The 25,920-nt window shown below is 27.2% G+C and carries 21 protein-coding genes, 1 pseudogene and 1 other annotated feature; of the genes and pseudogenes, 20 read left to right on the top strand and 2 right to left on the bottom strand.

Going from position 1 to position 25,920, the window contains the following annotated elements:
- The first annotated feature begins 19 nt into the window (after positions 1-19).
- From I2A66_RS08915 to I2A66_RS08835, 17 genes are all read left to right on the top strand, one after another.
- The gene (locus I2A66_RS08915; protein WP_147515836.1) at positions 20-1,522 is read left to right on the top strand and encodes a rhamnulokinase; all 1,503 of its coding nucleotides are present in this window, start codon (positions 20-22) and stop codon (positions 1,520-1,522) included.
- Entirely contained in the window at positions 1,516-1,956 is a 441-nt protein-coding gene (locus I2A66_RS08910) for an RbsD/FucU family protein (protein ID WP_122638663.1), read from the top strand. Before I2A66_RS08915 ends, I2A66_RS08910 begins: the two co-directional genes overlap by 7 nt.
- A 20-nt stretch (positions 1,957-1,976) precedes the next feature.
- On the top strand, positions 1,977-2,681 hold the full coding sequence (locus I2A66_RS08905; RefSeq protein ID WP_122638664.1) for a class II aldolase/adducin family protein: 705 nt from the start codon (positions 1,977-1,979) through the stop codon (positions 2,679-2,681).
- A 44-nt stretch (positions 2,682-2,725) separates the two neighbouring features.
- Positions 2,726-4,060 (top strand): L-fucose:H+ symporter permease, encoded by a 1,335-nt coding sequence (gene fucP, locus I2A66_RS08900; protein WP_122638665.1) that lies wholly within the window; start codon positions 2,726-2,728, stop codon positions 4,058-4,060.
- 151 nt (positions 4,061-4,211) lie between these two features.
- Positions 4,212-4,419, top strand: a binding site (T-box leader).
- A 189-nt stretch (positions 4,420-4,608) separates the two neighbouring features.
- Entirely contained in the window at positions 4,609-6,039 is a 1,431-nt protein-coding gene (locus I2A66_RS08895) for a YfcC family protein (RefSeq protein ID WP_122638666.1), read from the top strand.
- A 22-nt stretch (positions 6,040-6,061) separates the two neighbouring features.
- Entirely contained in the window at positions 6,062-7,198 is a 1,137-nt protein-coding gene (locus I2A66_RS08890) for a M20 family metallopeptidase (RefSeq protein WP_122638667.1), read from the top strand.
- Between the two features lie 201 nt (positions 7,199-7,399).
- Positions 7,400-8,584 carry a M20 metallopeptidase family protein gene (locus I2A66_RS08885; protein ID WP_122638668.1) on the top strand — a complete coding sequence of 395 codons (1,185 nt, stop codon included), beginning with the start codon at positions 7,400-7,402 and terminating at the stop codon, positions 8,582-8,584.
- Positions 8,585-8,619: 35 nt separating this feature from the next.
- Positions 8,620-9,270, top strand: coding sequence for a helix-turn-helix transcriptional regulator (locus I2A66_RS08880; protein WP_147515838.1), 651 nt, complete (start codon positions 8,620-8,622; stop codon positions 9,268-9,270).
- Between the two features lie 207 nt (positions 9,271-9,477).
- A complete protein-coding gene (locus I2A66_RS08875; RefSeq protein ID WP_195251460.1) occupies positions 9,478-10,794 on the top strand; it encodes a sensor histidine kinase in 1,317 nt (438 codons plus the stop codon).
- 12 nt (positions 10,795-10,806) lie between these two features.
- A complete protein-coding gene (locus I2A66_RS08870; protein WP_122638670.1) occupies positions 10,807-10,947 on the top strand; it encodes a cyclic lactone autoinducer peptide in 141 nt (46 codons plus the stop codon).
- Between the two features lie 58 nt (positions 10,948-11,005).
- A complete protein-coding gene (locus I2A66_RS08865; protein WP_122638671.1) occupies positions 11,006-11,578 on the top strand; it encodes an accessory gene regulator ArgB-like protein in 573 nt (190 codons plus the stop codon).
- Positions 11,579-11,775: 197 nt separating this feature from the next.
- Positions 11,776-13,287, top strand: coding sequence for a YceG family protein (locus I2A66_RS08860; protein WP_243238702.1), 1,512 nt, complete (start codon positions 11,776-11,778; stop codon positions 13,285-13,287).
- 24 nt (positions 13,288-13,311) lie between these two features.
- Positions 13,312-14,385 carry a toxic anion resistance protein gene (locus I2A66_RS08855; protein ID WP_122638674.1) on the top strand — a complete coding sequence of 358 codons (1,074 nt, stop codon included), beginning with the start codon at positions 13,312-13,314 and terminating at the stop codon, positions 14,383-14,385.
- A gap of 18 nt (positions 14,386-14,403) precedes the next feature.
- Positions 14,404-15,003 (top strand): TerD family protein, encoded by a 600-nt coding sequence (locus tag I2A66_RS08850; protein WP_122638675.1) that lies wholly within the window; start codon positions 14,404-14,406, stop codon positions 15,001-15,003.
- Positions 15,004-15,031: 28 nt separating this feature from the next.
- Positions 15,032-15,613 (top strand): TerD family protein, encoded by a 582-nt coding sequence (locus I2A66_RS08845; RefSeq protein ID WP_147515842.1) that lies wholly within the window; start codon positions 15,032-15,034, stop codon positions 15,611-15,613.
- A gap of 12 nt (positions 15,614-15,625) precedes the next feature.
- Positions 15,626-16,213: a TerD family protein gene (locus I2A66_RS08840; protein ID WP_122638677.1), complete on the top strand. Its 588-nt coding sequence runs from the start codon at positions 15,626-15,628 to the stop codon at positions 16,211-16,213.
- Between the two features lie 147 nt (positions 16,214-16,360).
- Positions 16,361-16,783: a hypothetical protein gene (locus I2A66_RS08835; protein WP_147515843.1), complete on the top strand. Its 423-nt coding sequence runs from the start codon at positions 16,361-16,363 to the stop codon at positions 16,781-16,783.
- Positions 16,784-16,905: 122 nt separating this feature from the next.
- Here the strand turns inward: I2A66_RS08835 and I2A66_RS08830 are convergent, their stop codons facing one another.
- A complete protein-coding gene (locus tag I2A66_RS08830) occupies positions 16,906-18,258 on the bottom strand; it encodes a dicarboxylate/amino acid:cation symporter (protein ID WP_243113305.1) in 1,353 nt (450 codons plus the stop codon).
- A gap of 281 nt (positions 18,259-18,539) precedes the next feature.
- On the opposite strand from I2A66_RS08830, the pseudogene I2A66_RS08825 reads away from it, so the two are divergent.
- Positions 18,540-19,814: pseudogene (locus I2A66_RS08825) on the top strand (amidohydrolase family protein).
- 108 nt (positions 19,815-19,922) lie between these two features.
- Positions 19,923-20,618, top strand: a complete 696-nt coding sequence (locus I2A66_RS08820) for a YjjG family noncanonical pyrimidine nucleotidase (RefSeq protein WP_147515845.1) — start codon at positions 19,923-19,925, stop codon at positions 20,616-20,618.
- Between the two features lie 324 nt (positions 20,619-20,942).
- Here I2A66_RS08820 and I2A66_RS08815 read toward each other — a convergent pair whose 3' ends face one another.
- The gene (locus I2A66_RS08815; RefSeq protein WP_122638680.1) at positions 20,943-21,491 is read right to left on the bottom strand and encodes a hypothetical protein; all 549 of its coding nucleotides are present in this window, start codon (positions 21,489-21,491) and stop codon (positions 20,943-20,945) included.
- 151 nt (positions 21,492-21,642) lie between these two features.
- Between I2A66_RS08815 and I2A66_RS08810 the strand changes: the two genes are divergently transcribed.
- Positions 21,643-25,848 (top strand): DUF7507 domain-containing protein, encoded by a 4,206-nt coding sequence (locus I2A66_RS08810; protein ID WP_195251458.1) that lies wholly within the window; start codon positions 21,643-21,645, stop codon positions 25,846-25,848.
- Positions 25,849-25,920: the final 72 nt, after the last annotated feature.

Genomic DNA, 25,920 nt, shown 5'->3' with positions numbered 1-25,920 from the left:
ATGTGTAGAAGGTGATATCATGAAAACTGAAAATTTAAAAACTCAAGTCTTAGCATTTGACTTTGGAGCATCTAGTGGAAGATGTATGCTTGGTGTATATGATGGAACAAAAATAAGTATTAAAGAAATACATAGATTTTCTAATGATCCAGTTATTGTTAATGGAACTATGTATTGGGATGTACTTAGATTGTTCTTTGAAATTAAGCAAAGCCTAATAAAAGCAAAGTCATTTGGAAAAATTCAAAGTATAGGAATTGATACATGGGGTGTTGATTTCGCACTACTTGATGAATATGGAAATATACTTGAAAATCCTGTTCACTATAGAGATGGTAGAACAGCAGGAATGGTTGAGGAAAGTTTTAAAAAAATATCAAAAGAAGAGTTTTATGATATAACCGGTAATCAATTTATGGAGATAAATACGGCATTTCAATTACTATCATTAAAAGAAAAAAGATCACATCTGCTAGAAAGAGCAGATGTGATGCTCCTAATGCCTGACTTATTTAATTATTTATTAACAGGTAAGAAGGTTACTGAAAACTCTATAGCATCTACAACTCAATTATTTGATGCTAAAAATAGAAATTGGTCTAATAAAGTAATTGATTCATTGGAACTACCTAAAAAAATATTTACAGAAATAGTACCAAGTGGAACTATAATAGGAAAAATATCTGAGGATATAAGTGAAGAATTAGGTATAGATATGTGTGATGTTGTTGCTGTAGCAGGACATGATACTCAAAGTGCATTAGTATCAGCGCCAGCAATGGAAGATGATTTTGTATTTTTAAGTTGTGGAACATGGTCTCTTTTAGGAACGGAGATTGATGAACCTATAATAAATGAAAAATCAGAACATTATAATATAACTAATGAAGGCGGATATGAAAATAAAGCATCATTTTTAAAAAATATTATAGGTCTTTGGTTAATTCAAGAAAGTAAAAGACAATGGGAAAGAGAAGGAAAAGAATATAGCTTTAGTGAGTTAGAAGAGTTAGCGAAAAAAACAAAACCATTTAAATGTTTTATAGATCCAGATGATCCAGTATTTGTTCCAGCTGGAAATATTCCAAATAGAATCAAAGAATATTGTATGAAAACAAATCAAGAAGTACCACAAAATGAAGGTGAGATAGTTAGATGTATTAATGAAAGTCTGGCACTTAAGTATCGTTATGCACTAGAAGAAATCAAAGACTGTACAAATAAAAATTATAAAACTCTTTATATGCTTGGTGGAGGTATACAAAGTAAACTTTTATGTCAAATGACTGCAAATGCTTGTGATATTAATGTATCAGCAGGTCCTATAGAAGCTACAGTACTTGGAAATATAGCAATTCAATTGATGGCAAGAAATGAAATTAAAGACTTAAAAGAAGCACGCCAAATAATTAAAAATTCACAAGATATAATCAACTATTATCCTACTAATACAAAAGTATGGAATGAAAAGTATGATACTTTTAAAGAAATAATTGAAACTAAGGAGGCAGTAAAATGTTAAAAAATATACCTCAAATTTTATCCCCAGAACTACTAAAGGTTTTATGTGAAATGGGACATAGTGATCAAATAGTAATATCTGATGGGAATTTTCCAGCTGAAAGCATGGGAAAGGACTGTATAGTAATTCGATGTGATGGTCATGGAGTACCAGAGTTGCTAGATGCAATATTAACAGTTTTTCCACTAGATACTTATGTAGAAAAGCCAGTTAATTTAATGGAAGTTATGAAAGGTGATAATGTAGAAACTCCTATATGGAATGAATATAAAGATATAATTAAAAAACATGATAGTCGTGGAGAAGATACAGTAGGAACTATAGAAAGATTTAAATTTTATGATGAAGCTAAAAAAGCGTATGCAATAATTGCAACAGGTGAAAAAGCTTTATATGCAAATATAATATTACAAAAAGGTGTAGTAGTAGACTAAAATTTAAGGGGGCAAATTAAATGGAATGTGTAAAAACTTTATCATATATGGAAATAAGAGAACAAATATGCGATGTATGCCATAAAATGTGGCAATTAGGATGGGTTGCAGCTAATGATGGTAATGTAAGTGTAAAACTAGAAGATGGAACTTTTTTAGCAACTCCAACAGGAATAAGTAAAAGTTTTATAACTCCAGAAAAATTAGTTCATATAGATGAAAATGGTGAAATACTAGATGGGCCAGAAGGTGCAAAACCATCATCAGAAATAAAGATGCATTTAAGATGTTATAAAGAAAGAGAAGATGTAGGGGCAGTAGTTCATGCACATCCACCAACAGCAACAGGATATGCAGTAGCTCACTTAGATATGGATAGATATACTATGATAGAGACAGTAATAGCAATAGGATCAATACCAGTAACTCCATATGGAACACCATCTACTTATGAAGTTCCAGATGCAATAGCGCCATATTTACAAGAACATGATGTATTATTACTTGAAAATCATGGAGCACTTACAGTAGGTTCTGATTTAATAACAGCATATTATAGAATGGAAACATTAGAATTATATGCAAAAATAAGCTTAACAGCACATTTATTAGGAGGAGAAAAAGAAATATCAGAAAAGAACATAAATAGATTAATTGGAATGAGAAAAGGATACGGAGTAACAGGAAGACATCCAGGATTTAAGCGTTATAGAAATAGAAAATAATTAAGGTTAAGTATGCAAAGAGAATATATTAGGGGGGAACTAAAATGGAAGGTAAGTTAAAAAGTTCTGTAGGAAATAAACAAGATTCAACACCAATTGTTCCAAAAAAATATACAGTACATTTTATAATGCTTGTATCATGTTTTATACTATGGGGATTATTAAATAATATGACAGATAACTTGGTACCTGCATTTGGTAGAATATTTATGCTAGAGGCTGCAGATGCATCATTAACTCAAGTTGCATTTTATGGTTCGTATGCAGTATTAGCACTTCCAGCAGCAATACTTATAAAAAAATATTCATATAGAACTGGAGTATTAGTAGGATTAGGCTTATATATAGTAGGGGCTATGGGATATATACCAGCAGCAATATCTCAAAACTTTAATTTATTTTTAGGTTCAGTATTTGTTTTAGCAGGAGGGTTATCTATATTAGAAACAACTTGCAATCCTTATGTAATATCTCTAGGACCAGAAGAAACTAGTGTACGTCGTCTTAATCTAGCTCAAGCATTTAACCCATTAGGATCATTAACAGGTATTATAATGGCTAAATATTTTATTTTAAGTAATTTAAATCCTGCAACTTATGAAGAACGTATAGCTATGAGTCCAGAAGCATTAAGCTCTATTAGAGCTAATGAATTACTATGGGTATGTGTACCATATGTAGGATTAGTTGCAATAGCAATAATAATATGGGCATTTTTCAAAAAGCATAAAGATTCAGAAAAGGATACATCAGGGGATCTTAATATAGTAAGTTCAATTGGTAAATTAGTAAAAATACCTAGATATATATTTGGAGTAATAGCACAATTTTTCTATGTTGGAGTTCAAATAGCTGTATGGACTTGGACTATAGGATATGTAATGACTAATCTTGGATTAGATGAAGCTACAGCATCAGGATATTACTTAATAGCTATAATATCATTCATAGTTTGTCGTTGGATATGTACAGCTTTAATGAAATATATAGATCCAGCGATAATGATGGCAGTATTTGCAGTCGGAGGTATATTATGTAGCTTAGGAACTATATACTTACCAATAAATCAATCTGTATGGTGTTTAGTAGCAATTTCAGCTTGTATGTCATTAATGTTCCCAACAATTTATGGTATAGCACTTAAGGACTTAGGAGAAGAAGTTAAGGTTGGAGCAGCAGGTCTTATAATGGCAATATTAGGAGGTGCAGTTATAACTCCTATAATGGGAAAAATGATAGATACAGGAATGTTATCATCAATAGTACCAGCATACTCAGGAGCTCAAGCAGCAGTTCGTTCATCATTTTTAATTCCAGTAGTATGTTTTGCAGTAGTATTAATATACTCTATATGTTTTAGAACTAAGAAAAATGCTTAGAAAAATATAAATAAAAATTACTATAGAAATTATTATAGTATCAAGAATAACATTATGCTTAATTATAATATTTAGAAAATATTTAAAATTAATTAAATAAAAAATATTGACATAAAAATAAATATAATAGTATAATTGAAAAAAACGATAACAAAATTCTATGAAAAAGAGAGTAGCATAATTTAATTTTATAGAGAGCATAGGATGGTGGAAGCTATGCATTGAGGGTTATGTGAAAAGAGCTTTGGAGAAGACTGCAGGAAAATTGAGTATGGCAGTAGGTGTTCTCGCCTTAAGAGATTGAGTGGGTAAGTTTTTTACCAATAAGAGTGGTAACGCGGAGATAGTTCGCCTCTTGGATTTTATTCCAAGGGGCTTTTTTTATTAAAATATTTCTATGTTATTATTCTTATATTGATATTTATATAAACTTACCAATAAGAGTGGTACCGCGGAAACTCGCCTCTTAGCATAATTGCTAAGAGGCTTTTTTTATGATAAGTTTGGCCAACTATCATATGAAATTATAACTGAAATGGAGAAAGAGTATGGAACTATCAAAAATAAAACAACAAAAGAATAGCAAAATAGATAAAAAAGGTATAAAAGTACCACATACATTAGTAATTATTGCATCAATTATTATGATCGTATCTATAGCAACTTATTTTATACCAGGTGGAAAATATGAAACAGTAATAAATGAAGCTGGAAAATATATAGTAGTAGACGGATCATTTAAATATATTGAAAGTCAGCCACAAAATTTATTTAAAATTTTACAAGCACCTATACAAGGGATTATAGATGGAGCAGAAATTATAGCATTTTTATTTATTATAGGAGGCGCATTTAATTTAATAGCTGAAACTAGAGCTATTGACTTTGGAATAGTCAGAATAGTTAATTTATTTAAGGGTAAAGAGATTTTATTATTACCAATTATCATATTTTCATTTTCATTAGGAGGAGCTACATTTGGAATGAGTGAAGAGTCAGTTGCATTTATATCAATTTTAGCACCTCTAACATTAGCATTAGGATATGATAGTATAGTTGCAGTTGCAATAACTAGTTTAGCTTGTACACTTGGATTTTCATCAGCAATGCTTAATCCATTTACAGTAGGTATTGCACAGTCTATAGCAGGTATTCAATTATATTCAGGTATAGAATTTCGTACTATTATATGGTTTATGACAACTGCTGTAGGAACTGCATTTATAATGGCTTATGCAGTGAAAGTTAAGAAAAATCCAGAAATAAGTACAGTTTATGAAAGTGATCAAGTAAAGCGTAAAAGCCTACAAAGTTTTGAAGAGAGAAAAGATGATTTTACATTATCTCATAAATTTATATTATTAACTTTTGCAATAGCTATAGGAGTAATAGTATGGGGAGTATTAGATAAAGGTTTTTGGATATCAGAAATAGGAGCAGTATTTTTAGCTGTAGGATTTATAAGTGGAGTTCTTGGAAAATTATCTCTAGATCAAATGGCAAATGCATTTATTGAAGGTGCAAAGGGAATGATAGGCCCAGCAATTATGATAGGATTTGCTAGAGGAATAATGATAATAGCAGAAAATGCAAATATAATAGATACTATTTTATACAATTTATCTAATATAATAGGAAACTTACCATCTTTACTTGCTGCATATGTAATGTATCCTATACAAATGTTTATAAACTTCTTTATAAACTCTGGTTCGGGGCAAGCAGCTTTAACAATGCCAATACTTGCACCATTAGGAGATTTAGTAGGAATATCTCGTCAATTAACAGTTTTAATATATCAATTAGGGGATGGATTCTCTAATGCAATGTTTCCTACATCAGGAGTACTAATAGCATGCTTAGGTATAGCAGGGGTTCCTTATGGTAAATGGTTAAAATGGATAATACCATTACAAATTATATTATTTATATGTTCAATAGGGTTTATAACAATAGCATCATTAATAGGATGGGCTTAAAAATATTTTGGAGGGATATAAAATGAAGAATATATTATTAGAAAAAGGACAAGAAGTACATGAAAAGTTATGTGAAATAAGTGATTATATTTACGAAAATCCAGAGCTTGGGAATAAGGAATATAAAGCTGTTGAAGTATTAACTAACTTTTTAAAAGAACATAATTTTGAAATAGAAAAAGAGTTACTGGGTATAGAGACTGCTTTTAGAGCAATTTATGATAGTAAAAAAGAAGGTCCAACTATAGGGTATTTATGTGAATATGATGCTCTTCCTTTAATAGGTCATGGATGTGGTCATAATATGATAGGAACTATGTCAACAGGAGCAGGAGTAATTTTAAGCAAAGTAATAGATGAAGTAGGAGGACGTATTATAGTATATGGAACTCCAGCAGAAGAAACTAATGGAGCAAAAGTTATACTTGCAGAGGAAGGCGTATTTGATGAATTAGATGTAGCTATGATGGTTCATCCAGCAGATATAACTGCTAAAAGTGGGACATCTATGGCACTTTACCCACTACAGTTTACTTATAAAGGAAAAACAGCTCATGCAGCATCATGTCCACAAGATGGAATAAATGCATTAAATAGTGTAATACAATTATTTAATGGTATAGATGCCCTACGTCAACATGTTACTCCAGATGTTAGAATGCACGGAATAATAACTAATGGTGGAGTAGCTGCAAATATAGTTCCAGATGAAGCAACAGCGCAGTTTTATTTTAGAGCAGATAAGAAAGAAACTTTAGATGAATTATTAGAAAAAGTTAAAAAAATTGCAAAAGGAGCTGCTCTTATGACAGGTGCAACTCTTGAAATGAGTAGATATGAATTACCTAATGATAACTTAGTTACAAATGAAAATTTATCAGAAGCCTTTACTGAAAATTTAAAAAACTTAGGAATTACGGATATTTATGAGTCAAGACAAAGTGGATCAAGTGATATTGGAAATGTAAGTCATAAGACTCCTACTATACATCCATATATTGGAATAACTGACTGTTGCATAACAAGCCACAGTGTAGAAATGGCAGATGCAACAACAACCAAACTAGCTCATGAAAGATTATTAATTGGAGCATTAGCTCTTGCCTATACAGGATATGATGTATTAACTAATAATATTGATTTAGATAAAAATAGTTAAAAAACTAAATAAAATGAAAAAAATAAAAAAAGTGGACTGTATATGTCCACTTTTTTTATTATTATCTAATATATAATTTATACGTATAAATTTATGAAGTGTAAAATTATATAGTATATTAATTTAATTACATACTTAACTGAATTAATATATTTAGATATGCTAAAAATAAACTAAATCAAAAACATATGAGGTGAAATTATGAATAAATTCATAGAACAAGCTAAAGAAATAAAAGACGATTTAATAGATTATAGAAGAACAATTCATAGTAATCCTGAAGTAGGAGCAGTATTACCTAAAACAAAAGCTTATGTAATGGATAAGTTAAGAGAATTTGGATATGAACCTAAAGAAATATGTGAAAGTGGTATAGTAGCTACTATTGAAGGTCCTAAGCCAGGAAAGACTTTCTTATTAAGAGCCGATATGGATGCTCTTCCAATGGAAGAATCTACATCATGTGATTTTGCTGCTACAAATGGATGCATGCACTCTTGTGGACATGATATGCATACTGCAATGTTACTTGGAGCTGCTAAATTACTTAAGCAAAACCAAGATGAAATAGAAGGAACAGTTAAGTTAGTATTCCAACCTGATGAAGAAGGGTTCACTGGAGCTAAAAAAATGATAGAAGCTGGAGTACTTTCAAATCCTAAAGTAGATGCTGCAATGGCGATGCATGTTAACTCTGGAACACCATCAAACTTAGTAGTATGTGGACTAGGAACAAGTATAGGTGGATGTAACAGATTTAGAATAGTTGTAAAAGGAACTGGATGTCATGGGGCTATGCCAGAAACTGGAGTAGATCCAATAAACATAGCAGCTCATATATACTTAGCTATACAAGGAATAACAAGTAGAGAAATAGTTGCTACTCAACCAGTAGTTGTAACAATAGGTAAATTTGCAGGTGGAGATGCACCAAATATAATACCTGGTGAAGTTGTTATGGAGGGAACAATAAGAACTTTAGATAAAGAAGTAGGAGAATTCATATTTAACAGAATGAATGAAATAGTTACTACAACTGCTAAAATGTTCAGAGGAGAAGCTGAATTAATAGAATTATCTTCTGTTCCACCATTAGCTAATGATAATGATTTAGCAAATGAAGTTACTGGATACTTAAAAGACATCGTAGGTGAAAGAGGGATCTACATGTTTGAAGGTGGAGGAATGGGTTCTGAAGACTTCGCTTCTTACTCATATGAAGTTCCAAGTTTATATATAATATTAGGAGCTGGAGCTGCTAATGAGAATCCAGAGTTCGGTAAACCAATGCATAATACTAAAGTAGTGTTTAATGAAGATGTTTTACCAACAGGTGCTGCTATACATGCATACAGTGCAATAATGTGGTTAAAAAATCATAAATAATTATACTATAAATAATAACTTCGAAGGTAATATTAATGAGACTACTAGACATTGTATTTTATTTATTAAGAAGTAGTTCTAAAGTTACAATTAAGGAACTATCTAAGGTTTTTAATGTATCTACAAAAACTATAAGAAGAGATTTAGACAAATTATCTATAATAGGAATACCTATAATAACATATAGAGGTGTAAATGGAGGTGTAGAGATTGATAAAAACTATATAATAGCAAAGCATGTATTAAAATATAGTGATTATGAATCTTTAATATTTGCACTTTATATAGGTGAAAGTATCAGCAAAAACATAAGCGAATCTTTTTTAATAGATAAGTTTAAGTCTGTAGATAAAAGTAAGTGTACTAAAATTTTAGATAATATTAAAGATAGATTTATAATAGATTTATTTGAAGATAAGTTTGATACTAAAACTGAAATATGTAAAGATATAGATATAGCACTAGATAATAAATCTTTTATAGAATTAGAAATAAATGATGAAAAATTTGAAGTATATCCAATTTCTTATATATTAAGGAAGGATGGATTATGTTTATATTGTTATAGCAAAGAATATATTGTTATTAATATTAACAAAATATCTAATGTTATAATATGTAATAAAATTTATGATGGTAATATAATTAGTTACAATGAAAATAAAGATAAAATAAAATTTATTTAAATAAAAAGTACTCATATATTATCTATGAGTACTTTTTATTTTGAAAAAATTAAACTTAATATATTTGCGTGACAGTAAAACTTATTAAAATGACGATTAATGTCTGAAAGTTTACAAAATAGTCTAAAAATGGTAGAATATATAATAATAATTAGCATCTAATTAAATATTAGAATTAGTGCTAATTAATATATTAGGAGATATAGTATGTTAGAAAAATTAAATATAGAATTATGGGATATTATTAATATAGCCACAGGGACTGTAGACTGGATTATTTTCTTTTTATCAATTGACTCATTTGGAAAGAGAAAATTATCTAATATAAAATATATACTTGGAATTATGTTCATATTTATACTTATGGGATCTATCAATGTATCTGGTATTAATCCAAATACAAAGATTATCATATGTATGATAGTAGGAGGTATATTCTATTCTTTATTTTATAAAGATAAAATATATAAATGTGTATTAGTTACACTATTATTTTGGTTAGGGTTAATTCTTGCTGAAGGGTTAGCTGTAAGTATAGTAGTAATGATGAATGAACTAAATAATATTAACATAATTTTAAATGGTAATTTATTTAGGATAGAAGCTATTATAGTATCAAAAATATTTTTATCTATAACTCTTATAATCTTTAAGTATTTTAAATTATCATTAGACTTTAAACCAAAAGATATGATACTAATAAGCTTGCCATTATTATCAAATATAGTTAGCTTATTGTTAATTTTTGGGTATAACTTAAAAAGTGATGGAATTAGTACGGAACATATTATTGTGTTAGTATTTACAACAGCACTTATAGTATTATCAAGTATAGTACTTTTAATAGTAATAAGAAAAATTATAGAAGATGATAAAGTTAAATTAGAGTATGAGCTTATAAATGAAAGAATAAAAACAAATCACAAAAACTATGAAAATATATATGATATATATGATAGATTAAAATTTGTTTATCATGATTTAAAAAATCATATGATCTGTATGAAGGGGTATGACACAAAAGAAGAAATAATATCTTACATAAATAATTTAGAAAATCAAATAGGTGATTTTGAGAAAGTTAAAAATACAGGAAATAAAACATTAGATATAATTTTAGGCGAAAAAATACATCTTTGTAAAAAACATAATATTAAGTTTGAAGATAATATAAATATATCTAAGTTAGGTTTTATTAAAGATATTGATATATGTGCTATATTTGCAAATGCAATAGATAATGCAATAGAAGCATGTGTTAATATAGATAATGAAATAGAAAAAAGGATAGAGGTAAAAGCCACATATATTAATGGTTTTTCAATAATAAAATTTATAAATTCTAAAGTGAATGATATTAGAATTATTGATGAACGTATAAAAACTAGTAAAGATGATGAAAAGATACATGGGATAGGTCTTGCTAGTATTGAATATATAGTTGATAAATATGATGGTGAAGTAGTTGTTAATTACTCAGATAATGAATTTATATTAAAAATAATGATACCAATAGGTGGATAGGAGAGTAGACTAATGAAAAAAATAGCATTAAAGTTATTAAAAAATATGTCAGCATTAAGTTTAGGGATAGCTGTATTATCAGCAAATAGTGCAAGTTCATGGATAGCGCATCAAGCAAAAGAACCTCAAGCTTTAAATAAACTAAAGAAATAATATAAGAGATAAGCCTCTCCTTAATTATAAGGAGAGGCTTTATGAATGAGGAGGAAATATGTTTAAAAGTTTATCATATAAGTTTGCTGATATGCTTAGTAAAAATGATATAATAGAGGACGAAGATTTTGAAATATATAGGTATGGTTTTGAAACATTGATTTATTTTATAGTAAATATATCAGTAGCATTATTTATAGGTGCTATTTTTGATAGATTTATACATACAATTATCTTTTTAACTTGTTATTGCAGTATAAGACAATTTACTGGTGGGTATCATGCTAGAAATTATACAGAGTGTACGTTGACATTTGTTGTTATTTATACCATAACTATTTTTATGGCTAATAACATAAATATTAATAAATATAAGTATTTATTAATATTATTTATGATTTTTAGTATGTATATAATTTATAAGATTGCTCCTCAAGAGCATAGAAATAAACCACTTAGCAAGGAAGAAAAAGAAAAGTATAAAAGAGTTGTTATGAAAATAGTTGGACTTATAAGTATTATATTTATAGCTAGTATTTTATTTAATATTTTTAAAGAATATATTATATATTCTTTACTTGCTATAATTTGGACTTGTATATTATTACTATTAGGAATTTATACAAAATAAATATTAAATAAAAAGATATTAACATGAAACTATGTTAATATCTTTTTTATTTCAATAAAAGTATTTTTAGAATAGATAATAAAATTTTTTTACATATATTTAAGAAATATATTAATTTTATACTTTATGTTATAATATAAAATATAAGAATACGGGAAATAGTAACTATATTAGACACTTAGAAAGGGGGATTATTGTTGCAAATTAAATTGAAAAATAATGATAAAAATTATTTTTATAGATTTATAGGAATTGAAGATTTTTTTAAGTATAATGATGAATTAAAAACACTTCAATCAAAATGTAGTGAACTAGAAAATGCATGTTTAATATTTGATAATGAAATTGTATTAAGTGGAGAAATGGAACTTATACAATATATATATAATGAATTACAAACTATGAATATAAATGATTTGATTAATCAAGATATAACTATATTTGATGATTTTCAAATTAACAATAAGTTTTTAGAAGCATTACAATATGCAGTTAATTTAGGCATGAAAAATGAAAATTTTTTTAATGATAATATAAGAAATAACTTTATAACAAAACTTATAGTTTGGACATATATGTACGTTAAAAATATTGATTTTAATAAGGGCTATAATCCTCTATGTATTTATTACGGAAAAATAGAAAGACATGAAATCTACTTTTTAATGTTACTTTATAAGATGAATTTTGATATTTTATATATAAACCCTTTAAAAGAAGAATATTTCGAAGAAATAGATAAAGATAAATTGAGTATATGTAAAAAAAGTATGAAAATAGACTCAATAGAATCTTTTAATGAAAGATGTAAAAAGGGAAAAATAATAGAGAATATAGAGACTATCACAAAACAAATTCAAAAAGAAATACATGAAGAGCTTTTTGTAAATACAGGAATGTTTAAACCATGGCAGTTTAGAAATGGATTTACTAAAAGTGTACTTTTAGACACTATAGTAGAAGATATAGAGATTTACTTTAATGAGCCAGCTAAGTTAAGAGATGGATTTGATGTTGATGGAAATATAGTTAAAGTTCCAACTTTCTTTTATAAAATAGATGGTGCGTATGCTGATAGAAGTAAATATGTTAAATTAGTATCTAAATGCTTAGAACCATATCCTATTTCATCTTCAAATAAATTATTCTTTGAGAATGGAAAAATATCATATGATGAAGGCATAAGTGATGAGATGTTTCAACTTATGTTTTGTCAACTAAGTGATGGTACTTTTGATATAGAGGAAATTAAAAAATTAAATATCTATAAATTTCAAAAATACAATGAAGTAGTACAAAACTTTTTACTTAATAAATTTAATGAAGTAATAAAAAGGAATGATTTATTTGTAAATAAATTAGATAAAGATAGTTGCTTAAAACTACTTGTATTAGTTCTTAATTTGAACCATGATATTATAAGAATAATAGATAATTTTGATTTTGTTGGAGATATTCCTAAAATAGTTATATTTTTAAATAAAGAAGATACTATAAGTGAAAATATGATTATGTTACTTGGATATCTTCATAATATAGGAATTGATATTATAATATTCAATCCTTCTGGAATGTGTAATTTAAGTAATGTAATAAGAAGTGATAAATTTAACCAAGTAAGATTAGATAAAATAAGCTATGACACAACATACAATAAGTTAGTCTTTAGTTTAATAAAACCAAGTGTATTTACAAAGCTATTTAAATAAAAGTAACAATATAGGAGATATATCATGAATGAATTTAACAGTGAAGTAGATATAATAGAACAAAGTGATATTTATAAACAAAATTTAAGACAGTTACCAGAAGTTCAAAATTTAACTAATGAAATAGAAGTACAAAATTTAAATTCTATAATTCAATTTGGACAAAAAGCAAGTGAAAATATATCAAAAATATCTGATGAATTATTATCATCTATGAAAGAAGTAAAAGCTGAGGAAGCAGGAGAAATGCTTGTAAGTCTTACTAAAATTATGGACAAGTTTGATATAAAAGAACTTGAAAATCAAAAGCAATCAAGTTTAATGACAAAATTGTTTAAAAAGGCAGGCGATACTATAGCTAAGTTATTCCAAAAATATGATACTATGGGATATGAAATAGAAAAAGTTTATGTACTTCTTAAAAGGTATGAAAATGAAATAAAAGAATCAAATGCAAAGCTTAAAAAGCTATATGATGGAAACTTAGAACATTATAAGCAGTTAGAGAAATACATTGTTGCTGGTGAATTAGCAGCTGAAGAAGTTGATATGTATATAAATCAATTTACAAATGACAACACTATGAATCCTGAAGAAAGATATATGATGATTCAAAAACTTGAAGTTTGTAAGGAAATGCTACAACAACGTTTATATGATTTAAAAGTAGCTGAAAATATAGCTATACAAGCAGCGCCGATGATTCAGACAATGCAAATGTCAAACTTTAATTTATTAAGAAAGATAAATACATCTTTTATAATAACATTGCCAATATTTAAGCAATGTTTAGCACAAGCTATAATTTTAAAAAGACAAGAAATACAAGCAAAATCTTTAAAACAATTAGATGATAAAACTAATGAGCTTATAATGAGAAATGCACAATCTACTGCTAGACAATCTGTAGATATAGCTAGAATGAGTTCAGGAAGTGTTGTAGCAATTGAAACATTAGAAAAATCCTACCAAACAATAATAAAAGGTATAGAAGATACTAAAGCAATACAAAATGAAAATAAAGCAAGAAGAAATGAAAATACTATAAAATTAGAGCAAATGAAGGCTAGTATGAAAAGAAATATACCAAGCGCATAATATAAAGGGGGTAAATAAATGGCTATAAATTTAGGAATAAATAAGAACACTGTAAATGCATTAAACTTACAAAAAAATGATATATTAGATTTAACTAAAAAGAATCCAGGTCTTGAAAATGTAATTCTAGGAGCTGGATGGGATGTAGCAAGTATAGGTCAAGATTTTGATATAGATATAGCAGCATTTTTATTAGATGCAAGTAATAAAGTTACTCAAGTTCCACAAGATGTAATATTTTTCAATAATAAGTTTGGAGATGGAATTTATCTAGAAGGAGATAATAGAACTGGTACAGGTGATGGTGATGATGAAAGAATACAAATTGATTTAAGTAAAATAAGAAGTGATATTCAAAAAATAGTATTCATAGTTACTATACACAATGCACAAGAAAAAAGACAAACTTTCGGTATGGTAAATAATTCTTATGTAAGATTATTAGATGCTAAAAATAATGAAAAAGAAATCTGTAGATTTAACTTAAAAGAAAATGGATCAACTGTTACTTCAGTTATATTCGCAGAGTTATACAAAGATGGTTATGAATGGTATTTCAAAGCTTTAGGTGATGGTAAAATAGCAGACTTAAATGGTATGCTAGGTTTATATATGTAATAAAAAAATACAACTAAGGGGAAATCTTATGAATTTATTAAACTTACAAAAAAATGATATATTAGATTTAACTAAAAAAGATCCTTCATTAAACAATATAGTATTAGCAGCAGGATGGGATGTAGTTAAAAGAGGATTCTTTAATTTTGGTGCAGCAGATATGGACCTAGATTTATCAGCAATATTATTAGGTGAAGATGGAAGAATAATAGGCGAAGAAGGCATAATATACTTTAGAAATCAAAGAGGCCCAGGTATATTTTTACATAATGACAATAGAACAGGAGAAGGACATGGTGATGATGAAAAAATATCTATAACATTAAATAGTTTACCTTCTAACTGTAAAAAGGTTATTTTCTCAGTAAATATATATCAAGGAAAAGAAAGAAGACAAGATTTTTCAAAGGTAAGAAACGCCTATGTTAGAGTTCTTAATAGCGATAAAGGTGATAGTGAGATATGTAGATATAACTTAAGTGAAGATGGTGGAAAAGCCACATCACTTATATTTGCAGAATTAGAAAAAATAGGTTCTGACTGGAATTTTAAAGCAGTTGGACAATTATTAGAGGGTAACTTAACTACATTAATACAAAAATATCAATAAGAGGTGAATAATATGGGAATAAATTTAGGTGGAACACCACAAATATTAAACTTACAAAAAAATGAAATATTAGATTTAACAAAGAGAAATCCAGGACTTAAAAAAGTTACTCTAGGAGCTGGATGGGATATATCAAATGGTGGAGTTGATTTTGATATAGATATAGCAGCATTTTTATTAGATGCAAATAATAAATTTAATACTGTATCAAATGTAATATTTTTCAATAATAAACAAGGGCAAGGAATAGCTTTATCAGGAGATAATAGAACTGGTGCTGGAGATGGTGATGATGAAACTATTTCAATAGACTTAGATAGTATAAATCCAAGTATACAAAAAATAGTTTTCGTAGTTACAATACATGAAGCTCAATCTAGAAGACAAACATTCGGGATGGTAAATAATTCTTATGTAAGACTATTAGATACTGTAAATAATGATAGAGAACTTTGTAGATTTAACTTAAAATCAGATGGATCAACTGCTACATCAGTTATATTTGCAGAGCTTTATAGAGATATGGGAGAATGGCAATTTAAAGCTCTTGGAGAAGGGAAAATAGCTGACCTTAATGGGGTATTAGCTTTATATAACTAAATAGAAAATTTAAAATTAATATGTTTTATAAAAATAGAGTGTAATTACTTACGCTCTATTTTTTATGCTTAAAAATTTGAGAATAAATAAGGAATTTTATTAATAGCTATAAATAAAAATATACTAAAGTAATAGAGGGGATTTTATATGGAATTGGAGATAAAAAAAGATAAAACAGAAAAATATTTAGATAATCAGTTTTATGAATACTATCATATAGAAGGGTTACCTAAAGGTATAGAGTGTAATTTTAAAATTATATATGGAGAAAAATATAGAGATTTCAATATATCACCGAATGACTATTATGCAACATTTGTAGATATAGAAAAGAAAAGTGTATTTATTTCATTATGGTATGACAATTTTGATATTAATTATAATAGACAAGGCAATTTTGAAGAAATTATAAAAGCAATTATAAAATATATGCCAGATAATTTTAGCGATTATAATATTTTCTTTTATGATGTAGATAGTAATATTGAAAGCAAGATAGTAGAAAAATATGCACCAAAACTTGAAATAGGAAAATACAAAGCTAAGTTATATTTAATTTATGAAGGATAAATATAGTCTTAATTAATAAATATTATAAAATGATTTATTATAAAGAGTTAATATACAAAAAGAACTGTAGATAAATTTGATTTTATACAAACCTTACCTACAGTTCATTAATTTATTATTTATTATCCATTATAAATTTCTTCATTTAAGTTATTTTCTGATTTAGATACATAAACAGCAGTTGCAGCATCTCCAACTACATTTAGTGAAGTAACAAGCATTTCTATTGGTCTGTTTATTGCTAGTATTAATGAATAAGCAAGTACTGCTGCATCATTTTGATATCCCATACCTGTTAAAACTGTAAATAATATTATAGCTCCAGCACCAGGTGCAGCAGGTGTACCAATTGATGCTATTAAAGCTAATAATGATATTATCAATATATTTCCTACAGTAACATCATATCCAGCACTAGATGCTATAAATATAGCTGCAATAACTTGCATTATAGCAGTTCCGTTCATATTAATAGTCATACCAAGTGGTAATGTAAAAGAAGCTATTTCTTCACTTACACCTAAATCTTCAACAATAGTCTTCGTATTTAAAGGAAGTGTTGCAGCAGATGAAGAAGTAGAGAAACCAAATAAAGCTACTTTTGAAATTTTCTTTACAAATATTATTGGATTTAACCCAGTAGTAAAGTAAATAAATAAAGCATATCCAACAGTTAAAAATAACAGTAAGGCTATAGTAGTAGTACCAACATATGCAAGGGCTGGTTTTAAATGATCAATACCATAAATTGCAAAAGTTCTTGTTATTAAAACAAAGATAGCTATTGGTCCAAACTTAGTTATTATAAATGTTAAGAAAGTAGTGATTATTTTATTTATATCTTGTAATAACTTTTTTAATACTAAAATTTCATCACCTAATGAGTTAATGCAAATTCCAGTAACACTAGCTAAGAAAACTATAGATAAAACACGTCCATTTTCACCAAATACTGAAGTTATATTGTTTGGTATAGCTTGTACAAATACTAAAAGTGGATTGCTAGAAACAGCTCCTTCACTTGAAGATATATTGTTTATACTTACATTAAATAATCCGAGTTTATTAGCAGTCATTCCGAATAAACCAGCTAATATTAATGCAAAGATAGATGTACCTAAAAATCCTAATATTGTTTTATAAGATATACGACCTAATTTTTTTGTATCACTTATATTACACATAGCAAGAGTTATTGATGTAAATACCATAGGTACTATTACTAATTGTAGTGAATTTATAAATAGTTGACCAACTATATAAAAGATTCCAATTGCCTTATTTGCATCTGGTTTAGTTATATCTTGGAATAATAAATTATTTATTATTGTCCAAGTGTCACCATTTCCATTTGAGATTAAGTTTTCTCTTAAGAAAATAAATGATGTTCCAGCTATTAATCCTATTATTAAGGCAGTTGCCATTTTGATAGCCAATTTGTTGGCGTGATTTATTGAAGTTTGAATTTTACTCATATAGTATCCTCCTAAAATTTTTTTTAGGATACCAAAAAAGCCTTAATACCAAAAGATATTAAGGCAAAAATACTACGTTACGTACATTTCCTTATTAGTCTCACAGGACTATCTTAAAGGTATCCTGTTTTTTAATATACAGTATAGAAAAGTATGTGTCAATAAAAAATTACATTAAAATATATATTTTGACATATAACAATTAGAGGATAAATAAATATTAAAGTAAATTTAAACTATAGATATTATTTTTAATATAAATTTATTAAGGGGGCGATTTAGTGATATTAAAAGGAAATATAATATTTACATCAAGGCCAGATAAATTTGAAACCTATCCTAATAGCTATATATTAGTTATAGATGGTAAAGTAAAAAGTATTACAAAAGAAATTCCTAAGGGGTATACAAAAGAAGATGTAGAAGACTTAGGAAATTCACTTATTATTCCAGGCTTTGTAGATATACATGTACATGCACCGCAACTATATAATGTAGGGATTGGATATAGTAAGCAGCTTATTCCATGGCTTAATGAATATACATTTCCACTAGAAAGCAAGTTTAAAGATATAGAATTTGCATATAAGGCATATGAAAAATTTGTAAAAGAGTTATGCAAAGTAGGAACAACTAGGTCTTGTGTTATGGCAACACTTCATAAAGATGCAACAAAGATTTTAATAGAACTTTTTGAAAAATCAGGTTTAGGTTCATATATTGGTAAAGTAAATATGGATAGAAATTCACCAAGTTATTTAATAGAAAATACAAAAGAATCTATACGAAATACAAAAGAACTTATTCTAGAACTAAAATCAAGAAATAGAACTGATGATAATTTTAAACCATTAGTTAATTATATAATTTCCCCTAGATTTGTACCAAGCACTACACCAGAGCTTATGAAAGGATTAGGAAAAATATCGAAGGACCATGAGATACCAATTCAATCTCATTTAGATGAAAATAATGATGAAATTAGATGGGTTAAAGAACTTCATCCAGAATGCAATAGTTTTTGTGAGGTTTACGAATATTATGGACTTCTTAGAAAAAATAAAACAATAATGGCTCATTGTATTTATAATGAAGAAGATGAAATTGAGATTTAAAAAAAATATAATATAATGGTAGCACATTGTCCTCAATCTAATTTTAATTTATCCAGTGGTATTATGCCTCTTAGAAAATATTTAAATAAAGGTATATCAGTAGGGCTAGGTTCAGATGTAGGCGCAGGTCATACTTTGGATATGAGAAAGCATATTATATCTAGTATTATGGCATCCAAAATCTATTGGTTAAGCAATCCTAACTTTATACCTATAAGCATTAATGAAGCATACTATTTAGCAACAAAAGGTGGAGGAAGTTTCTTTGGCAAAGTTGGTAGTTTTGAAGTTGATTATGAATTTGATGCTCTTATAGTTGATGATAATTTAGATAATAGAAGTCTTAAGTTAGAAGAAAGACTTGAAAGATTTATTTACTCTGGTAATAATAATTGGGTTAAGAGGTGTTATGTAAGAGGTAATATATTAAGTAATATATAGGTTATAAAATATGAATAATTTTTAAAATAAAAAGTAAAAAATTCTTGTTTTGTGATATAATTTGATTATTTAAAAAACTTATAAGAGACATTGGAGGGATAATCAATTATGAAATACAAAGCTATATTATTTGACGCAGATGAAACTTTATTTGATTTTAAGAAAGCTGAAAGAGAAGCCTTTAAAAATACTATGATAGAATTTGGATTCGATTATGATGAAAATTATCATTTTAGTATATACAAAGAAATAAATGATGCTATATGGAAGGAACTTGAAGAAGGACTTATAACTCAATCAAAATTAAAAATAGAAAGATTTAAAAGATTTAGTGATAAATTAGAAGTTAAATTTGATGAAAATAAATTTGCAGCTTCTTATATGAAGCACTTAGGGAATGGGTCATTTTTATTTGATGGAGCAGTGGAGCTTATAGAAGATTTAAGTAATAAATATACACTTTCTATTGTTACTAATGGACTTACTTCAGTGCAAGAGAATAGAATTAAAAAATCTGTTATAGCAAAGTATTTTAAAGATATAGTTATTTCAGAGGAATTAGGCGTATCAAAACCAAATCCAGAAATTTTTGAACATGCTATAAGTAATTTAGGTGGTTTTAGTAAGGATGAAGTCCTTATGATTGGAGATAGTTTAAGATCTGATATAAGGGGTGGCATTAACTATAATATAGATACTTGCTGGTTTAATCCAAATAATGTAGAAAATAAAACAGATTTAAGTCCTACTTATGAAATATCTAATTTTGATGGTATAAGAGATTTATTACTAAATAAGTTTTAGTAATCAAAAAGTCTAATTGGACATTATGTCCAATTAGACTTTTTATAGTTTAATGTTTTTTAGATTATATAAAATAGATAAAATAACTAAGCTAGATAATGAAAATAAAATTATAAAAGATAAGAAAAATCCAATAATAATATTCCATTTAATGATAAAAATTTTAAGGATATTATAATCAAATCCAAATACAGTAAATATTGTATTTAAAATAAACATTCCTAAAAATAAAGTGATTAATCCTGAATAACTTCCTTTTAAGTCATTGCTACTTAAATTCATATTTATAGAAATAGAAAAAGTTATAAATACAAAAATCCAAAATCATATAGTAAAAAAAGGATTACTTAATAAAATAATCATAACTATGTTATAAAAATCAGAAATATAAAGGTTAATTAAGCTTATAATATTGAAACTTTCAATTAAAGTATTATAAGAATTTATATTAATAGAACTTATAATATTACCACATAAATGAGGTATTAGAATTCTAAAACTAAAGGCTATAACAAGTGGTCCCATAATTATAGGGCCAATACCTATAAAAAAGTTTCCAATCTTTTGATACAAGCTACTTCTACTATATGAATGACTTACATACCCTAAAACCCCATCATTTTTACTTTCAATAGGTCTATATAGCTTAATATCACTTACTTTATGATTAAATAGCTTTGCTATTATATAGTGACTTACTTCATGTACTGGCACACCGATTATACCTGTTATTGTAAGAGAATTGCTATCAAATATCCAATAAAGATATTTATTTAGTTTTTTATTTATCAATGTTATTAATAGGGCAAATACCATAAAAATACCTATTAATGAGATTGTTGTTATTAGTGTATATTTTATTATATTTATCATATTTTTCTCCATTAATATAGTTTTGTTTTATATGATAGCACTAGAGCTTGATTTGTGCAAATTATAAAAAACATTTAATGCTTATATAACGTAACTTTTATATATAAGTGAGAATAATATATTAAGTGATAATAAGCATAGGGGGTGCAAAATGGCAAATATATCGGGGCGATTAATATTTGATATAAATAGAAATGCCAAAATTGATGTACAAGATTATGGAATTATAGACATACCTATAGTATTGCAAAACATATCAACAAATGAAAAATTGGGAGTATATACAGATAAAGAAGGAAACTATACTTTTACAAATGTACAAAATGGAAATTATCGTATAGTTTTGGTATATGGCTATAGTGGCAAAATACTTAGTACACCGGCAGAATTCATAAATACAAATACGGAGGTAGGAGAAATACCAACTGCAAAACTTCCTCCATATACAGTTTTAACTGGAAGTTACCCTAAACAAACAAATACATTAAATGCTGTAACACCTACAACTATATTTGTAACAGTTTCTGATGATAAAAATATAGAGGCAGAAACTATTTTTATTGGACCAGCAAGATATGAATCAATTAATTTATTATTAGATAGCTCTGCAACAATATCAGAAGTGAATTTATTAGATGCTGTAGATTATGGAACATTTGGAGATGTAGAAGCTGGAACACATCCAAATGGAGGTCCACTTATAAATCCCTATCCAGGAATAGCATATAGTTTTACTTTTGTTCCTCAAAGAGAAGTTATTCATGATGGATATTATAGTATAGGTAATACAATAGACCCATATCCACATTTTTTTTGGTGGAGATTATCAGACCATACAACTAGTATAGAAACTGGTAGAATGGAAATTGTAAATGGAGCATATGAAGGAGCTAGTTTTTTTCATACAAGAATTGATGTTGATACTAATACTGATTATGTATTTTCTGCATGGTTAATAAATCTTGATGATAATGCATCTCAAGAAGCACCTAAATTTGGTGTTGAAATTATGGGAGATACACCTGAGGAGATATTATATAATGATAAATTGGAAGATCTCTTTAGACCAACTGAGTCAATTTTGCCAATATGGAAAGAAATAGGTACAGCCTTAAATACAAGTGATAATAAATCAATAGGACTAAATTTTTATAGTGAAGGAGCAGCGGCTCCAGGAAATGATTATGCAGTTGATGATGTGAAGTTAAGATTAATAAGGTATCCTGTGATTTCTCCAGTAAAAGAAGTTGACAGTGGAACTTCAAATGTTGGAAATACAATACAATACACTGTAACTTTAGATAATACAAATGATAATCCATTAACGGATGTTATATTTAAAGATCCACAACCATCATCATTAGAATTTATCAGTGGAAGTGTAACTATAAATAACATATCATATCCATCATATAATCCAAATGATGGATTTAATGTACCTAACATTGAAGGAAAAAGTAAAACAATCATTACTTTCAAGGTAAAAGTAATAAGTTTGCCACAAGATCCAAATATAATCAATAAAGCCAATGTAACTTATAAATATACTCCAATAAGAGGTGGAATACCAAATACTTTTAATAGAGATAGTAATGACACCAAAGTCTATATTGGTAGAGCTATTATAGGTGGAGTAACAGAACCAAATGCAAGTTTTTCAAAATTAGTTGATAAAGAATATGTACAAATTGGAGATACACTAACATATACTATAATTGCACAAAATAGAGGTAATATTGAGGCTAATAATATAAAAATAGATGATGTTATACCAAATGGAACAAGTTATATAGAAAATTCAATAACATCAACAGTTGCATTTACAGGAAGTCCACTTACAAGTATAAATTTAACAAATCCGCTACAACCAGGAGAACAAGCAGTGATAATGTTTCAAGTAAAAGTAAATACTCTTCCTAATCCAAATCCAATACCAAACGTAGCAAATATAACATATAGTCATATTGTAAATCTAGATGAAGGTGAAGTAGTTGAACATAGTATTAGTAATACAGTTTATACATTAGTAGTGAATCCAAATGTATCAATAGTAAAATCAGAAAATATAAGCAAAGCAATTATTGGAAATGAAGTAACTTACACTTTACTTGTGGAAAATATAGGCAATATAGAATCTATAAATACTATAGTAAAAGATAATCTTGTACCACAACTAACTTTCGTTTCAGGCAGTTTAGTTATAAATAATAGAGCTTCTAATTATAGTATAGTTACAGGTGTAAACTTAGGGACTTTAAATGTAGGTGATAAAGTTATATTAACATTTAAAGCAATAGTAAATGATACACCACCAACGTTAACTATAGATAATAGTGCAAATGTTACTTATAGTAGTTTAATTGGAGGAATAAGTATTGATAGTAGTGCAACAAGTAATGTAGTTCAGTTAGATGTTTATACTCCTAGTATTGAAGTAACTAAGCAGTCAAGTAAGCAAGAAGTGTGTGTAGGAGAAACTTATATTTACACTATAAATGTTACAAATACTAGTGACTTAGATATATCAAATGTTATACTAAATGATAATTTACCATCAGCATTTAAAGTTATAAGCATAGATGTAAATGGGATAATAATACAAAGCACTGAACTTAATGGACTTAATATAGGAAATTTAAATATAGGAGAAACGGTAACAATATTAGTAACAATACTTGTAACGTCAAATAATATTAATAACTTTAAAAATATAGTAACTACAAGTGGAACAGTTCAAGTAAATACAGCTAACCCACCAGTAACAGTAAAAGGATCAGCAATAGATAAGCAATCTGTAATAGTAATAGATAAGAATCCAAATATATCAATCGTAAAATCAGAAAATATAGATGAAGCTATAGTAGGAAATATAGTTACCTATACATTAGTAGTTAAAAATACAGGTAATACACTTAATACCAATGTAATTGTAGAAGATAAGCTTGAGCCAGAATTAACATTTGTATCTGGAAGTTTGAAAATAAATGAAGTACAATCAAATTTAAATATAACAACAGGAGTAAATATAGGAAATTTAGATGTAAATGAAGAAGCAATATTAACTTTTGAAGCTAAAGTAAATTCTGTTTTAGAAAATTCAACTATAACTAATTATTCAACAGTTAGTTATGATGTTATAGATCAAAGTTCGATTACTAGCTATAGTTCAACTAGTAACACCGTTTCATTAAACGTTTATAATACGGGCATTAAAGTTACAAAAGTATCAAATGAAAATATTGTATACCCTGGGGAAACATTTAACTATACAATAACAGTTACAAATAATAGTGGATTAAAAGTATCTAATGTCATATTGCAAGATAGTCTACCATCTCAGCTATCAATACGAAGTATAAGTGTAAATGGAACTATTGTAGGAACAACTAATCTTAATGGATTAAATATAGGTGATTTATTAGTAGGACAGACAACGACTATAGTAGTTACAGTATATGTATTATCAGATAATCTTAATAATTTTAAAAATATTGTTACTGCAAGTGGAACAGTACAAGCTAATAATGCTAATCAACCAACTACAGTAAGTGGTTCAGCTACAGATACTCAATCAGTTACAAGTATATGTCCCAATTTAAGTATATGTATAGTCAAACTAGAAAGTACATCTATAGCAACTGTTGGTAAGACGATAATTTATACTATAATAGTTAGAAATACGGGTAATATGACATATGAAAATACGATAATAGAAGATCCACTTTCATCACAACTTACATTTGTTCCAGATAGTTTAATCATAAATGGAGTTCCTTCAAATCAAAATATAATAAATGGAGTTAATATTGGAACTTTAAATGTAAATCAACAAGTTGTATTGACTTTTAAAGCAGTAGTAAATTCAATATGCCCAAGTCTAGTTATATCAAATAATGCAAATGTAAGATATAGTGTTGTACGAAATATGAGTACTAATAATTTAATTGATGAAAGTAATACTGTATATTTGGAGATATTAAATCCTCAGCTAAATATAATAAGAAAAGTTGATAAAGAGAATATATGTGTAGGAGATATTATAACTTATACTATAATAATTGAAAATATTGGTGATATAGAAATAGGTTCTAATAATATACCATTAGTTTTTTTCGATAAGTTATGTGAAAATGTTGATTTTATAAGTGATAGCTTAATGATAAATGGATATAAAGTTTATAATAAGAGCATTGAAAAAGGAATAATATTAGGTACTGTTAGTATAGGAGAAAGAGCTGTTATAGAATTTAAAGTTAAGGTTCGTTCTTGTTGTGATATTATGATAAAAAATAAACCTATACTAATGTATGGAATAAAAGGTATGAAAGGATTTATTGTAACAGATTTTGTTAAATAAATTGAGTAAACTTAATAAAAGAATGGTAGATGCTTATATCTACCATTCTTTTATTAAATTAATATTATAGAT

Source organism: Romboutsia sp. 1001713B170207_170306_H8, from assembly GCF_015550495.1.
In the GTDB taxonomy this organism is placed as follows: Bacteria; Bacillota; Clostridia; order Peptostreptococcales; family Peptostreptococcaceae; genus Romboutsia_E.
This window is presented reverse-complemented; position numbering and strand designations above follow the sequence as displayed.